This is a genomic window from Cerasicoccus frondis (assembly GCA_031296915.1).
GTDB classification, from domain to species: Bacteria; Verrucomicrobiota; Verrucomicrobiia; order Opitutales; family Cerasicoccaceae; genus Cerasicoccus; species Cerasicoccus frondis.
Map to the genome: position 1 here is coordinate 231,418 of JAVDPC010000001.1, position 15,456 is coordinate 246,873.

General features: G+C 51.2%; 15 protein-coding genes and 1 tRNA gene. 4 read left to right on the plus strand and 12 right to left on the minus strand.

Going from position 1 to position 15,456, the window contains the following annotated elements; all coding sequences use genetic code 11:
• The first annotated feature begins 84 nt into the window (after positions 1-84).
• A complete protein-coding gene (gene gyrA / locus RBB63_RS01000; RefSeq protein ID WP_309380195.1) occupies positions 85-2,532 on the plus strand; it encodes a DNA gyrase subunit A in 2,448 nt (815 codons plus the stop codon).
• A 129-nt stretch (positions 2,533-2,661) separates the two neighbouring features.
• On the opposite strand, the gene RBB63_RS01005 is transcribed toward gyrA, so the two are convergent.
• The 3 genes from RBB63_RS01005 to RBB63_RS01015 form a co-directional block, all read right to left on the minus strand.
• Positions 2,662-3,390 (minus strand): hypothetical protein, encoded by a 729-nt coding sequence (locus tag RBB63_RS01005; RefSeq protein WP_309380197.1) that lies wholly within the window; start codon positions 3,388-3,390, stop codon positions 2,662-2,664.
• Positions 3,391-3,465: 75 nt separating this feature from the next.
• Entirely contained in the window at positions 3,466-4,137 is a 672-nt protein-coding gene (locus RBB63_RS01010; RefSeq protein ID WP_309380199.1) for a 3'-5' exonuclease, read from the minus strand.
• Positions 4,138-4,140: 3 nt separating this feature from the next.
• Entirely contained in the window at positions 4,141-5,667 is a 1,527-nt protein-coding gene (locus RBB63_RS01015) for a sulfatase family protein (protein WP_309380201.1), read from the minus strand.
• A gap of 114 nt (positions 5,668-5,781) precedes the next feature.
• Here RBB63_RS01015 and hisN point away from each other — a divergent pair, with 114 nt between their 5' ends.
• On the plus strand, positions 5,782-6,558 hold the full coding sequence (gene hisN / locus RBB63_RS01020; RefSeq protein WP_309380203.1) for a histidinol-phosphatase: 777 nt from the start codon (positions 5,782-5,784) through the stop codon (positions 6,556-6,558).
• On the opposite strand, the gene RBB63_RS01025 is transcribed toward hisN, so the two are convergent.
• Positions 6,555-7,241 carry an acyltransferase gene (locus RBB63_RS01025; protein WP_309380204.1) on the minus strand — a complete coding sequence of 229 codons (687 nt, stop codon included), beginning with the start codon at positions 7,239-7,241 and terminating at the stop codon, positions 6,555-6,557. The two genes, hisN and RBB63_RS01025, sit on opposite strands and share 4 nt — an antisense overlap.
• Before the next feature lie 115 nt (positions 7,242-7,356).
• Here RBB63_RS01025 and RBB63_RS01030 point away from each other — a divergent pair.
• Together RBB63_RS01030 and RBB63_RS01035 are read left to right on the plus strand one after the other, a co-directional pair.
• A tRNA-Pro gene (locus RBB63_RS01030) sits at positions 7,357-7,433 on the plus strand.
• Between the two features lie 174 nt (positions 7,434-7,607).
• Positions 7,608-8,033 (plus strand): hypothetical protein, encoded by a 426-nt coding sequence (locus RBB63_RS01035; protein ID WP_309380206.1) that lies wholly within the window; start codon positions 7,608-7,610, stop codon positions 8,031-8,033.
• Positions 8,034-8,513: 480 nt separating this feature from the next.
• Here the strand turns inward: RBB63_RS01035 and RBB63_RS01040 are convergent, their stop codons facing one another.
• The 8 genes from RBB63_RS01040 to RBB63_RS01075 form a co-directional block, all read right to left on the minus strand.
• The gene (locus tag RBB63_RS01040; protein WP_309380208.1) at positions 8,514-9,608 is read right to left on the minus strand and encodes an integrase core domain-containing protein; all 1,095 of its coding nucleotides are present in this window, start codon (positions 9,606-9,608) and stop codon (positions 8,514-8,516) included.
• 65 nt (positions 9,609-9,673) lie between these two features.
• Positions 9,674-9,814: a hypothetical protein gene (locus RBB63_RS01045; protein WP_309380210.1), complete on the minus strand. Its 141-nt coding sequence runs from the start codon at positions 9,812-9,814 to the stop codon at positions 9,674-9,676.
• Positions 9,815-9,819: 5 nt separating this feature from the next.
• The gene (tnpB, locus tag RBB63_RS01050) at positions 9,820-10,215 is read right to left on the minus strand and encodes an IS66 family insertion sequence element accessory protein TnpB (RefSeq protein WP_309380212.1); all 396 of its coding nucleotides are present in this window, start codon (positions 10,213-10,215) and stop codon (positions 9,820-9,822) included.
• Between the two features lie 4 nt (positions 10,216-10,219).
• Entirely contained in the window at positions 10,220-10,567 is a 348-nt protein-coding gene (gene tnpA / locus RBB63_RS01055) for an IS66 family insertion sequence element accessory protein TnpA (RefSeq protein ID WP_309380215.1), read from the minus strand.
• Positions 10,568-10,574: 7 nt separating this feature from the next.
• Entirely contained in the window at positions 10,575-10,916 is a 342-nt protein-coding gene (locus RBB63_RS01060; RefSeq protein ID WP_309380217.1) for a hypothetical protein, read from the minus strand.
• Positions 10,917-11,003: 87 nt separating this feature from the next.
• Complete coding sequence (locus RBB63_RS01065) at positions 11,004-13,286, minus strand: FAD-dependent oxidoreductase (protein WP_309380219.1); 2,283 nt, start codon at positions 13,284-13,286, stop codon at positions 11,004-11,006.
• 51 nt (positions 13,287-13,337) lie between these two features.
• Complete coding sequence (locus tag RBB63_RS01070; RefSeq protein ID WP_309380222.1) at positions 13,338-13,946, minus strand: Gfo/Idh/MocA family protein; 609 nt, start codon at positions 13,944-13,946, stop codon at positions 13,338-13,340.
• Positions 13,947-14,186: 240 nt separating this feature from the next.
• Positions 14,187-15,347, minus strand: a complete 1,161-nt coding sequence (locus RBB63_RS01075) for a glycosyl hydrolase family 28 protein (RefSeq protein ID WP_309380224.1) — start codon at positions 15,345-15,347, stop codon at positions 14,187-14,189.
• Positions 15,348-15,456: the final 109 nt, after the last annotated feature.

Sequence of the window (15,456 nt, forward strand, 5' to 3'; positions counted from 1 at the left end):
ATTATGAAATGAGTCTCCGGGCCTGTTTCGTAATTCGTTTTTTCATCATTCAGAATTCATAATTCATAATTTTTACGAAATCCCATGTATACTGATAAAGAACGCCTCGAAGCCCGTTCAATCACCGAGATTATGGAGACGGCCTACATCGATTATTCGATGTCGGTCATTGTCTCCCGCGCGTTGCCTGACGCACGCGACGGCCTGAAGCCCGTTCAGCGCCGCATCCTCTACGCGATGAACCAGATCGGCCTCGCCCACAACCGCGCTCACCGTAAGTGCGCCGCTGTCGTGGGTGAAGTGCTCGGTAAATATCACCCACACGGTGACCAATCCGTTTACGACGCACTCGTCCGTATGGGCCAGCACTGGGTCATGCGCTATCCGCTCATTGATCCACAGGGTAATTTCGGCTCTGTCGACGGCGACCCGCCCGCTGCTTATCGTTATACCGAAAGCCGCCTGGCCGCCATCGCCGAAGAGCTGATGCGCGACATCGACAAGGAAACCGTCGACTTCGTCCCCAACTACAACGAAGAAACGACCGAGCCCTCCGTCGTGCCTTGTGGTTTGCCCAACCTTTTGATGAACGGCTCCACGGGTATCGCCGTCGGCATGACGACGAACATTCCGCCGCACAACCTGACCGAGCTGACCGCCGCGATCAACATGATCATCGATACGCCCAACTGCGACATCGACGACATCATGAAGGTCCTCCCCGGCCCCGACTTTCCGACTGGCGGCGCCATTGCCGGCCGCAAGGGCATCGACCAATACATGCGCACTGGCCGCGGCATTGTCCGCGTCAAAGGCTCTGCGCACACCGAAGAGCTCAAGAACGGCAAGGAACAAATCGTCATCACGCAGATTCCTTACAACGTCAACCGCGCGAACCTCGTCACCAAGATCGCCGACCTCGTCCACGACAAGGTGCTCGACGAAGTCAGCGATTTGCGTGACGAATCGGACGAAAACACCCGTATCGTCATTGAGCTGAAACGGGGCGAACCGGGCCGCGTGGTTATCAACAAGATCGCCAAGCACACGCCGTTTGAATCGTCCTTTGGCGTCATCCTGCTCGCGCTCGACTCACGTCGCCCGAAGCAGATGAACATCAAGGAAATGCTCGAGTGCTACATCGAGCATCGCCGCGATGTCGTCTACCGCCGCACGCAATATCTTCTCCGCAAGGCTGAAGACCGCGCGCACATTCTCGAAGGTTACAAGATCGCGCTGCTGAACCTGGATGACATCGTTAAGATCATCCGCGCGTCCAAGAACCGCGACGAAGCGCGTGAGCGCTTGATGGAGAAATATCCCCTCTCCGAACGCCAGACCAACGCGATCCTCGACCTGCGCCTCTATCAGCTCACCGGCATGGAGCGCGAAAAGATCGAAGAAGAGTACCGCGAGATCATGCAGAAGATCGAGTACTACAAGTCGATCCTCGAGAACGAATCGATCCTACTCGGCGTCATCAAGGACGAGCTCAACGAGCTCACCCAGAAGTTCGAAAATCCGCGCCGTACGCAGCTCCTCGCCGCCGAAGGTGAATTCCGCATGGAAGACGTCATCGCGAACGAAGGCTGCATCATCACGATTTCCCACAACGGCTTCATCAAACGCACGCCGGTCAGCAGCTACCGCTCGCAAAAGCGCGGCGGCAAGGGCGTCATTGGCAGCGGTCAGCACGACGACGATTTCGTGGAGCACCTCTTCACGGCATCGACGCACGACTACATTATGTTCTTCATGAACAATGGCCGCGTCTACGTGGAAAAAGTTTACGAAATTCCCGAAGGCACCCGCACCTCCAAGGGCCGTTCAATTGTCAACGTGCTGCAAATGCAGAAGGACGAAAAGATCGCCTCGATGATCTGCATTAAGGACTTCGAAGACACCAACCACTTGGTTATGTGCACGAAGAAAGGCATCGTTAAAAAGACCAACCTCGCGGAATACCAAAACTACCGCAAGGGCGGCCTTATCGGCATCAAGATCGACGACGACGACGAGTTGATCGGCGCCAAGCTGACCAATGGCGAAAACGAGCTGGTCATCGTCACCCGTGAAGGCATGTCCATCCGCTTCCAGGAAACCGACCTCCGCGACCAGGGCCGCGCAACCCGCGGTGTCAAGGGCGTCACCTTGAAGAAGGCGGACGACGCGGTGAAGGCCATCGAAGTCGTAGACGAAAATGCGACACTGCTCATTGCAGGCGAGAACGGCATCGGCAAGCGCACCGAATACTCGGAATACCGCACGCAAAGCCGTGGCGGCTCGGGCATCATTGCGCTCAAGACCGCCTCCAAGGTGGCCGGCGCACTGAGCGTTCACGAGAGTGACGAGATCATGATGTTCACTGTCGGCGGTCAAGCGGTTCGCAGCCCCGTCAAGGACGTGCGCGTCATCGGTCGCACCACTCAAGGCGTCCGTCTGATTAACTTGGCTGACGGTGACAAGCTTGTCGGACTCTGCCGCGTGGTAGAGGTCGAAGACTCCGATGCCGACAGCGACGGCGAAGAGTAAGCCAATTCATTTCAAGCAAAAGGCCGCTCACATCGAGCGGCCTTTTTTTTATCCCTAAAGATAACATGAAGTTGCCGGATCCAGCACTTGCTCAACCCGGCAACTTCATGTTATCTTTAAAAAATCGAATCAACGACGACGGTAGGCAATCGTGAGGCCCAGCATGAGCACACCTGCCAGTAGAGCGTAAGCGCCAGGCTCTGGCACGGCCACAATCTCCACGCCCCCAACGTAATAGAACTCATTTCCGTTCGTATTATTGGGGCCAACACTCACCGTGAGCGTAACATCACCACCAGCAGTTGGTTCAATTCCCAGCAGGCTAACGGTATTGCCGATATTACCGGCAGGATTCAAATTCACGCTACCGGAGTTAGAACCATCCAGCGTATAGACCGTTTCCCGATTATCGGAAACTCCCATGCGCGACGCATAAAACGTAAAATTATATGTCTGGCCAACACTCATATTGGAGAAGACAAAGACGCCTTGGCCATTGTCCGTAAAGCCGCTAAAGCTTATACCATCACCAGTTCCATAAAAGGAATCTGACGTCGCATCACTCGGATAGACTCCTGAGTCGGTGGAGCCGTTATTGTTCGTTCCGCTCATCGTATCGGTCATGGTGAAACCAATACCTGTGCTGGCTCCGCTGGAATCCAACAAATCACTCGTGTAGACATGCGGCGTGCCATCGCCATTGCCAACGCTATCACGCACGGTGGAACTAAGTGAAAATGGGTTCCAAGTATCTGCTCCAGCCGCAGTCGCAGTGCCGCCAAAATCAATATAAATGGTCTGAGCACAAACAACCGTTGGCGCAGCTACTGCCAAGTAAACCAAAGGGGGTATTTTCATAGATAAAGGGTAAGTTGCCGCTAAACATACCCGCAGGACTTCGGTGCGTCAATTCAGGAGTGCAAATCCCCTCGGCTATTCGTCGAACAATTGTTGCTGCTGGGCCGCTTGACGCTTTTCATGAGATGGCAAACTATGCTCCAGGAGCCAGGCAATCGTCATCGCCTCAAAGCCCGGTTCTGCCCCCAACCGTTGTAACAGCAACGCTGACGCCAGCGCATCGTAGAGCGCGCAGTGAGCCTTGCGACGGCTGTCTGGGCAATGCTCATGCGCCAGCTCTTCAAGCTTACTTTGCAGTGCAAAGCAAGCCACCAACGCCCCCAGCTTGTAACTCTCCAAGTCCGGATAGACGACTTCATATAGGCGACGGGTATCCACCCAAGGCCCCCAATCGGCAACCTTCCCGCCATGCAGCGAATCAGGTGACGTCGGCGGATAGCTCCACTGCTGCTTGAGTAAGCCCTGCTCGACGCTGGCATGATGAGCGCCAAACACCCCCTGCCCACGCCAGTTGCGAAAACGCTCCCACTCGTCTGCAAAAGGCGCACAGTTAGACACGTCACGCTGGGCGATGCCGTGTAAACGCGTGTCCCGAAGAGTCAACTCCGCCATTGGGGCGCATAGCCTGGTAGCGGTCGACGCAATCTTCCCGTTGCATAATTCAACGACTCCATATTCTACAACGCCTGTCTTGGTCGCGCCTTCGAAATCGATTACGTAAATCGGAATGTCCGCCCAGTGAGCCATTCATCAAGCACCCGCCATACGTGGCATCCACATCGGCTCCTTGCCCATTTCGGCAAAGATCAACTTTTGCAAAAGTTCAGTTTTCAGAGACGCTGCTTCCGGCGCCGCCCAAAGATTTTTGATCTCACCCGGGTCCTCTTGCAGGTCATAGATTTCGCCGTAGTTTTGGTTATAGTAAACCGTGATTTTATAACGCTCGTCCACGTAAGTCCGTAAATGGATGCTGGTCGGCTGCTGACGAAACTCCACCACACAATGGTCACGCACTGCTTCTTCCTGCCCACGCCATACCGGCAGTTGATCCACGCCTTGCCAATCATTCGGCACGCGCACGCCAGTGGCCTTCAGGAATGACACCGGCACATCGACCAAACTTTGCAACGCAGAGCTTTCCGCCCCTGCCGGAATTTGCCCTGGCCAACGCGCAATCATCGGCACTCGAATTTCATCTTCGTAGTGAAACGGCCCCTTCGCGTTGAGCCCATGATGGCCATAGAAATGCCCGTGGTCCGTCGTGAAGACGATCAAGGTATTGTCCCGCTGCCCTGTTTCATCCAGATAATCCAGCAGCTTGCCAATGTAATGATCCATCATGCTAATCATCCCATAGTAAACAGCGATGTCCTTGGCCAGAGACTCTTTATCCTGCAGGTGACTGCCCATGCCATGGTTGTGCATTTCTTCACCTGGCGGGAAGCCAAAGTCAGGATTTTCTGTCTGGGTTAGTTGGATATAGGGCGGGCTGTCTTCATGTTCGCCCGGCGTAGCCTGCGGCACCGTCACTTCACTGGGGTCATACATGGACGCCCACGGCTCCGGCACAAGGTAAGGCGGATGCGGATCGAAGTAACTAGCCCAGCAAAAGAAAGGCTTCCCTGCTTCGCGACATTCCTCCATACGCGCAATGGAGCGCTCGGTAATCCATTTGTCGTAATGATATTCCTCGGGCAAAGACCAGCTATGCTCCTGGGGCGATGTAGGTGGATCGACGAAATTGAAATCTCCCCATTTACTTTGAAAATGCTGCTCCCAATCCTTCAGGCCATTCTCTTCCATCCAGATTGCATAGTGTTGCCCAGCATGCGTTTCGTCGCAGTGATTACGCGCCAACTCCACGTGATTAAAACCGTAAAAAGGCCCATTGAAACCACGCCAGAAATCCAGATCGCGCAGCAAGGGGTAGGACTCCAGCGAGGAGTATTCCTCCGTGCCAAGCAATGGCTGAAAATGGGCCTTACCGATGAGCGAAGCATCGTAACCGACGCCTTGCAACAGCTCACCAATCGTCGTCTTATTTTCAGGCAACTTAGCGCCGAGAGACCAGGCGCCATGCTGGCTGGGATATTGCCCGGTGATCAGCGAAGCACGAGTTGGCGTGCATGTTGGGTTCGGACAATAGGCGCGCTTGAAGAGCATTCCCTCATCCGCTAAACGATCTAAATTTGGCGTCTTAACCTCGGGAAAATGCTTACCGATCGTGTTCCAGTGCTGTTGGTCACTCGTAATGAAGAGTATGTTCGGGCGTTTCATCGACCTCATTGAGCAAGAGGCAACTGAGTGAGTCAAGGCGAGTTGTCAGGTTAAAATTTGTCGAATTGTAGAATTATGCGTGTGTTTTTTCCGCATTCACTAAAAATACCGCCCATGGACATTGCGCTTTTCAAAGAATTTGCCCAGCAGTTGGCCGACGCCAGCGCCTTGCGTATTCGCGAAGTGTGGGAACAAGATGACGTTGGCCTGGAGTTCAAGGAAGACGACACCCCTGTGACCCGCGCCGACCGCGAGGCTGAGGAAATCATGCGCGCCATGATCAAAAAGAAATTCCCTGAGCATGGCATCATCGCCGAGGAGTTCGGCAACGAAAACGAAAATGCCGAGTTTGTCTGGATACTAGATCCCATAGACGGCACGAAATCCTTTGTGTCCCATGTGCCGCTGTTTGGAACGCTCATCGGCCTGCTGCGCCATGGCGAACCAATCGTCGGCGTCATCAACCAACCCATTCTTCGTCAATGCCTGATCGGCGATAACCAAACGACTACGTTGAACGGGAAACCCGTCAAAGCGCGCCCGCAGAGCAAAATTGATCGCTCAATTCTCCTGACCACCGACCCCAACCTGATCGAGATGACGGACGACATCCCAGGCTTAAAAAAGCTGGTGAAAGACGTCTACCTTCGCCGCACCTGGGGAGACTGCTACGGCTACTTGCTCATCGCGACTGGACGAGCTGACATCATGCTCGATCCGATTCTGGCGCCATGGGATTTGTTGCCCCTCGTGCCGGTCGTCCGAGGCGCAGGAGCCATGATCACCGACTGGCAAGGACGCTCCCCGAATCTTGAGCATTCATCCTCCGCCGTAGCTGCCCACCCCTATCTGCACCAGGAAGTCATCCGGGCGCTTCGTAAGCCGGACTAAAAACGGCGGTCGATCACGCGTGTCTCAAGCTTGCCATAGACGATTTTTCCCTCTGGCAAATAGCCGCCATAAGGCATGCAGGGCATCACTACGGATTTGCGCCCCAAGATAGTCCCTGGCTGGATAACAGCGTTACAGCCAGCCTCCGCATGATCCCCAAAGATCGCGCCAAACTTACGCAGGCCACTATCGACTGAGCCACTGGGCAACCGCACCGGAACATTTGCCTGATCGAGCCTCAGGTTCGCCAAGATTACCCCAGCGCCCAAGTGAGCCCCCTGCCCCAAAATCGAATCGCCCACATAGTTAAAGTGCGGGACCTGCGCGCCATCGAGCACTAGGCAGTTTTTGAGCTCACAGGCATTGCCGATCACACAGTTGGCGCCAATAATCACCTTGCCTCGTATGTAGGCGTTGGGACGAATTTCAGTCCCCGGCCCAATCCACGCCGGACCTTCAATCACCGCCATCGGAGGCAGCTTCACAGTCGGGTGGATGTAGACCTTGCCCTTAATATGCACTCCGGAGGGGATTTCTCCAAGCCCCTGCGCCTTCTCCCAATCAAAAGCAGCCAAAGCCTTTTCCACCATGGGAATCCACGCCCACGGAGCAGCATCAGCGACAAAAGATTCAGCAAAATGAGCCAGTGACTCGGGAAGAGTTAATACGTCTGAGGCAATCATCGCCCTACGCTGCCAGCATCCGCATTTTCTGTCGAGAAATCCTGTTCTTAGAAAATTCTTAATTTCTTCTTGCCAGTATGAAGCTTTTACGGGAGAAGCATCGTTTTCCCATTTACGGGCTGTAGCGCAGTCTGGTAGCGCGCGTCGTTCGGGACGACGAGGTCCAGGGTTCGAATCCCTGCAGCCCGACCACGGGAAAAATTATTGATGGAAAGACAGTTGAAGAATGGCTCGAGGAGGACTTAAAAAGATTTGAAGCTAATCAATATCATGGCGCAACTAGTATACAACGTGGGAGAACTTATCAGATGGGCAGCCCTGCGCGGTGTTTATGCAGTGAGGATGTTCCAATAGATGGTTTGGCATATGAAGGTAGGAAATAAATTAATCGCTCTGATATTGATTGTAGGGATCACGTTTGTTGCCTACAGATCGATTATATTTTTTTATCTTGATGAGGAGGTCGATGCATTAGGCAGAACTCCTACGGATATTGTTCAATCGTTTGTGAAATCTTGCCAAATTAGGGACTATGACGAAGCTCAAACATTTTGGACTGAAGATTCACTTGTTCGCATGGAGCAGAATCGATACATTGGAGATATAAATAATTTTTTTTCAGATGTAGCTAAATCTGGATTCAGGGAGTTTAAGATGCGGAGAGGAAAGTATCATGATATTATAATGGTGGTAGCTACGGGTAGAGCTAATGATCTGCCCACGCAGCGGATATTTTATTTAGAGATGCATGATTCTGCTTGGATGTTGTATTGGCCAAAGGGAGAGGGTTGAATATTGACTGGTGGTGGTCGTACTCGTACTACCTAGAAATTAATCCGAGAAGGAAAATACCGCAAACCTAACAGTCATCGATGCTTGAGCATTGCCTGAGAATCCGAAAATAGCCAAACTTTCATCCGAAACATCGTGGTGGGTTCAAACTTAGGCCGCACAGGATGAACAAGCTGATTGACAGCCTTTTACGAAACTCTACAAAATGGTGCCTTGAAGACGCAAGCGCGAATATTTCTCGTACTACCTAGAAATTCATCCGAAGCTTAAAATGTCAACAATCGTAGCAACGATCATGCAATGAAGATTGCCGGAGACCGCGAAAACCACCAAACTTTCATCCGAAGCATCGTTCCTTGACAGTCATCTCTGGCAAATTTCCTCCAGAACCAGAAGTTTTCACCGAATTTGTACAGTAATAACGAGCAAGCTGAACCAACTTGCTTACTGTTCAAGCAGAATCAAATCAGGCAAAAAAACCTACACAGCCTCGCGATGGTAGTAGTTCAAGAGTCCACCTAATCGAGCGTTCTTGACCACCCTCCCCTCGCCGCTGTCCGATTGCCCATGACACTCTGGATCAGGAAACGGAATCTCATTATCTAGGCCCTGATGATTCCGCTCAGAGTGATAATGCTCCAGATACTGCTCGATCACTCGGCGCACTGAACCTTCACCGACCAAGATTAGCTGGTTCAGGCATTCATGCTTGATGGATCGGACAAACCGTTCAGCAAACGCATTCAAATTCGGTGAACGCGCCGGAAGCTTCAGCGGCCTGATATTCACGCTGTGAAAAACCTCACCAAATGCTCTGGTAAAATTACTACCACGATCATGAATAAGGAAACCCCGGCGGCCAAAGCCTTGAATCGGGCCATCGAAACCAGTTAATTCTCGGGCTCGTTGCTCACACCATTCGCCAGTTGGGTGCTCGGTCATACCACCGAAGATCACCCGACGACTTTCCAGATGTATGAAGAAGAGCACGTAGTAGGTTGCCAGATGGAATCCAGACCAAGCCTCAACCGTAAAGAAATCGCAGCCCCAGATCACCTCCTTGTGCCAAGCAATGAAGTCAGCCCAACTCGTTCGCTTTCTACGCTCAGGCGCTGGATCAATGCCGCTACGCTGTAGAATCTGGCGAACCGTTTCTTTGCAGATCACATGGCCCAGATTACACATGCGATTGGCAATATCCAGAGAGCCAGAACGCGGATTCTCGCGAGCTATTTGCACAACCAAGTCCTCCACTTCTTTCGGTTTTCGCGGTCGACCTGGATACGTCCGCTTCTTGGAACCATCAAACTTCTGCGCGACCAGCCGACGATGCCAGCGATACAGTGTATCGGGCGACACAAGGTTAGCGTATCTCTCGATGGCTTTGCCCAATTTCTTAGCTTTCTCCGCGAGCACCTTGCGTTGAGCATCGACCAATTTGGGACACTTCTTTTTCAGATGATGTTGCAACACGCGAATCTCCTCCTGAAGATAGTCAATCGCATCCAGTAACTCCTGATTCAATCGATCAGTGAACAGCGCCAGCAGCTTCGCCAACAATACTTTTCCTTCCATTCGAATCAATTTGACGCTGAAGCATGACGTCCGCAATCCTAGCATTTATGCGCTCGGATGAATTTCTAGGTAGTACGGGGTCGAGCCGCTCGCTTTTTGTGACCGTAAATCATCCGCGCCAGGGCATCGATTTTTTCTTCCAATAGCTTAATCTTCAAACGCGCATCGCTGAGCTCGGATTCGAGTTGGGCTTCGCGTTCGGTCATGGCCGTTATCCATGCGTTGTCCCATAAATCATGTCCAGCAGATAATCGCTTTTCGCGCTCATACCAGGGCAAAAACTTGGCACCTTCATATCCACTCCATCGCACAGCAGCGCAAAAGCCTCCGGGCGCAGACGCAGCTTTACCGCCTTGGAGTCCGTTGAGGACGGCCAACTGAAACGACCTTCTTCCAAGCGTTTATTCAAAACCCACAACCCACTGCCATCAAAGTAAAGCGCCTTCAGCCGCGTGCGCCGCTTGTTCGTAAACACGAACAACGCACCGCCGCGAACCGACTCCTTCAAGTGGTCCGCCACCAACGCCTCCAGTCCATTGAAGCCCTTGCGCATGTCGCAGGGCTCCAGCGCCACGAACACGCGCATACTGCCGCTAAAACTCAGCACGTCCTCAATCCTGTAATGCTCGCAGCAACTCGACTACCAAGGCGATGTCTTCGCGGCGACTCAGGCGCAATTTAATCCCGCCCAGCACCTCCATCTCTAGCAACGCATCTGCTGAGCCCGTATCGATCACCGCCTCAATCAGTTCCAAAGGCTGCTTGCGCTCAGCAGTCGATATCGGAGCTTCCCGCTGACGCCGACGCTTTTGCACCCAAGTTGCAAAGGTCTGATACGTAACTCCGATGTGCGAGGCAAACGCAGAACCACTCATCCCGCTCTGCTCAAAGGCGTCCAGGATGGTCTCACGTTTCTTCGGCGGCACCTTCACCCGCCCCAGAGCATCAGTTTTCAGCAACTCTAACTCAGCAGCTATTAGTTGCGGGGCATTGCACTCCGTCATAGATGTCGTAGCCGTCATAATACGAAGAATATGACGACCAAAGCTTGCTCGGGAGTCTTATCTGACGGTGCTTGGCGTGACGCTTACCAAGGTTAGCGTATTTCTCGATAGCTTTGCTTAATTTCTTGGCTTTCACCGCGAGCACATTGCGTTGAGCATCCACCAGTTTAGGACGCTTCTTTTTGAGATGGTACTGCAATACGCGAACTTCCTCCCGCAGATAATCAATCACATCCAACAGTTCCTGATTCAGTCGATCGGTGAACAACGCCGGCAGATTCGCCAACAATACTTTTCCTACCATCCCTATCAATTTGACACTAAAGCATGACGTCCGCAATCCTTGCATTTATGCGGTCGAATGAATTACTAGGCAGTACGGCCTCTTCGATCAGGAAAAAGCTTGAATGGAAAATAACGCAGCTGGAGCGCCATGCGTCGCCAACAGCTCAAGCGTTAAACCACTGGTGCTCACAGGCTCCTCCAAAGTAATAACTACGCGGCCTTGATAATTCTCCTCGTTCTCAGCCAACAAGTTGCCAGCTTGATCCAATAAGCGAAAACTCCGAACGCAAAATGGCACTACACTATCTGCATGCTGAAACTGTACGGACTCCATCGCGTGGTCGTAATCAACGTCGAAATACAACACCAATTCAGAAATCCGCTGTGGTGCCTCCCACTGCACTTGTAGCGTTGGCTTGGAGTCATTGGCATCTGCCACCCAGGCATTGCTCTGAATGAATGGTCGCACGTATTTACTCTTCAACTGCTCCACACCGAAACCTGATAAAGGCGGTTCAAACTTCACTGCTAGCAACTTCCCAACTGGGCGTCTCTCCGGGAGCCAGAATTCGAACCGGTCAAACCCACTGCCTTCATCTGGTATTTGCACCGCCCCCTTGGCCACCGCCTTATTCGCTCGATGTATTAAAGCCATTACGCCAGTGTGATGCTCTTCCGACTGCGCAATCGTCACACCAGGGCATCGGTGAATGCAAACAAACACATACTCGCTCTGATGCACGATTGACTGGAACTCAACCTTCACTGGAACGCCATCGCCCTTAGCCAACGGAATCTTCAATATCTCCAAGGTTTGATCTGGTGTAAAGTTGCCTTCACGAACTGAGCGACGCAATTCGAACGTCAACTCCTTATCATCCTGCGAAGAAAAGTAGAATGTCAACCCAGGCATCGATCCCGCTTGAACTGGCAGTAACAATGCGCGCGAACAATCCAACTTGGCATAGCCAGCATTAGCCGAAAAGCCCGTAATCTTCGATTCGCTCGATGCCGACAAGCGTGCCGAACGCACCAAATCCTGGGTATCTTCCAGAGGCGACAAGTGCGGTATGAACTGTCCTTTGCGACGTAGACGACGCTGCAGCACGCCCATTCGGCCAGTCTCTACCAAGTCACGGGGCATTAAATCGTTCTCGAGACATACTGCAGCAGCCATGCCTACGGCTTGTGCATTGTGCGCACATGTCATCATTACCCGCGTTGAACCAAACGCAACGTGCGACACCGAAATGAGGCGTCCCGCGGTAAAGAGGTTCTCCACATTACGGCTATACATCGTGCGATATGGGATCTGGTAAACGCCCTTACTATGGAACTGGGTACAGCTAGACTGCGTGCTGTAAACGCCATCAGCAGGGTGCAAGTCAACCGCCCAACCACCAAATGACACCGCGTCGTCGAAACGCTTTTGCTCCACGATGTCCGACTGGCGCAACATGTAGTCGCCTTCAATGCGGCGGCTCTCACGCTTGCCGGGAATCGTACCAATCCATTCCAAGGTCTGATTCTCCGTTTCTGGGAATTTGCCTGAGTTTTTCAGGTAATCCCATACACCGTAAGCCACCTTCCAGAGTTCCCACTTTATCTCTTCAGTGTCGTGAACCGTATCCATGCGGCCGCCATATTCCAGCCACCACAGTGAGCATCCATACTGCTTCACTTCAATATGATCATGTCTCGGAATCTTATTGATATCTTTCAGCGCAAAGTCAGGCGCTACATACTTGACTGCTGCGCCAGTATCTTTGGCATAAAAGTAAATTGTATGCCCAAGCAGTTCGCCATAGGACTCATCAGGAGCAAAGGGCTCGTTAAACTCATCGGCGGATTCGGCTCCCACACGGTAAGCCGCGCCTGCCAAGTAACCCATAATGCCATCACCCGAAGCATCGCAAAACAGCGGCGCACTAATATCATACAGAGTACTGTTCTGGCTGCAGAACGCATGCAACAGCTTGATACGAGTCTCGCCGTCCTTCTCCAGGCCAACCATCGCCGTGTTCAGGAGCAAGGTGATATTGGGCTCCAAGCGCACCTTCTCCAACAAGAGCGCGTCAAAGTAGATCGGATTTCCCTTACGGTTGCGCCAAAGGTTTTCCACCATGATCTCATCGATCACCCCACCTTCACGCGCCCAGCGATTGTTATTCCCCATGTGGGATGTAGCGCCTAACGCCCACAAGCGCACTTCTGACGAAGCATTGCCGCCCAACACTGGGCGATCCTGCACCAGAGCGACCTTCATACCTTCGCGAGCTGCTGTGATCGCTGCGCACACACCTGCCATGCCGCCGCCAACAATGGCAAGGTCTACTTCGATTTCTTTCTTCTTCAAGGAGCGCGCAAACGCTGGTTCGGAAACAATCATAGTATTTAGTGTTTTTTAAGTTAATCGGTGGTCCAAAATATAAAAACCGAGCTAGCGAACGAGAGTCGCTATGAGGAAATGAGCCAAGGCATTATTCGCCGAAAAATCATACACCCAATCTTCGCCTACCTTCGATTTTCCCGCCCAATTATTTCGGTCGTAAAAAATATCTGGCCGAGGCCAACTGGCTAAAACACGAACACTACGCAATTCGCCAATCTCTCTGGCAAGTATCCGCTTTTTAGTCTCCATTATAGACTTCTGATACAGGTCATGGAATCCGACAAATACGCACCGCAGCGCACGATCACGCGCCGCTATCATCATATAGACTTCCTCCACACTGCCAGCAACCGGATTTTCAACAAGCACATGGCATCCAGCCTGCAGCGCGGCGATGGTCATCCGACAATGCAAGGCAATGCCAGTTGGGATTGCACAAAGGTCAATGTTGCCATGCTCTGCTGAGAGCATTTCTCGATAGTCATCATAAATCCGACAACCCACTGCTTCCACCTCATGGCAGGATTTGACTGCTACCACCCGGTTAATCACCGTAGCCGCAACAATCTGCACCAAGCCATTATCTTGAAGCGTCCTCAACGCCTCATGGTACACGGATCCAAATCCGGCTACACCAATGAGAGCAATTTTAACCATGATCCATTCGAAAGGCTGAAGTAAATTTTTTAAAGCTAGTGGCCGAGTCTACAAGTTCAATAGCGCACCCCATCAGTCAAACGTAGTTTGAGTCCCCAAGCATCCAACTGCTGTTTGATGCACCCGGCTTTCCTCTAGCAAGCATTCAATGGATTTTTGCTGCCTCGGTTTATCCAGCCCTGTAGTGTCAATCATAACTGATCTAAAAACTTTTCCCTACACAAACCACATAACTTTATCTTACAGACTACTCAAGATTGCCGACTCTATACGATTATCAATGAACTCGAATGCTGGATTGCCACTCCTAGTATCAGCGAAAACCTCTTGGCCGTTAATAAAACTATTCCGCACGAATACGTGCCTATATCGAAGGACAATGTTTTGAGTCAGCGAATGATCACGAATACTAAATAAAAAATTCCGAATCTGGAGGTTACTCATTCGCTCCTGCAGTTCAATCGGTGCGGTGCTTCGCTCAGATGTTCTCCAGACATTTATATCCTGGATCGTTATGTCCTTTAACAACCCGACGCCATCAAAGAATGCAGCATCGCTCTCATCAAATAATGGCACCCTACAACCTCGTGCCCCATCTGCATTAATGGCACATTGACTAAAGCCTCCTTGAACTTTGCTAATAGAAACATTTCTTATCACAGATGAAACACACAACAATCGAATAAACGTATGGCAACTATGAGCCTGTATATTTTCTATACATATATCAGAAATATCTCCATTCGTCATGCCTCGAACCTCAGTTCTGTCTAACGCGTCATCTGCATTGAGCGCAATAAGATCATCTCCGGTCACATTCTCACGTGTGGCAAAAATATTTTTAATTTTGCCTAAAGAACAATTACCTCCCAAGTGAATTCCATCATTATTCGGGCGAATAAAATCAGAATCAAAATGAATATTCTCGATCTCAAACTCCTTCACACAAGTTAATCGTAAATAATACGCTTCGGCATTTTTCAGCAAGACGTTCTGCACCTTCAAATTTTTAACATTTCGAAAATGAAGCATTGTACCGGTATAGCCCAAATCAAATAAACCTGATGGACGTGGATTGCCTATTTGATTTCCATCAAAAACACCTCCCACAATCTCAATATCTTGATTACCTTCTTCGTGATCGGCGTTTGTCATCAAGTAATCTCCTGGCTCTGTTGCTGCACCATCCGCAAGGATCAATTTAGCGCCCGGGTCAAACTGAATACTTAGATCCGATGTGAGTCGTAAAGTCTTTTCAATAATATAAGTCCCAGGTGGGAATCTCCAATTTCTAATAGACGATTCAAACAGTTGATTTAGGAAAGAGGCACATGCCGTGAATCCATCATTTGTTGCCTTAATCCCTTCAATCCCCTCCAATACGCTTATATAATTTTTCATTTTTTACTATGTATTACATCAAATGCCACAATTAACTAAAAGCATTGCCGAAACCATCTAAAGCATGATCAGCTGAAAAACTTGGCTCTACAGCCACAAGCCTAGAAAG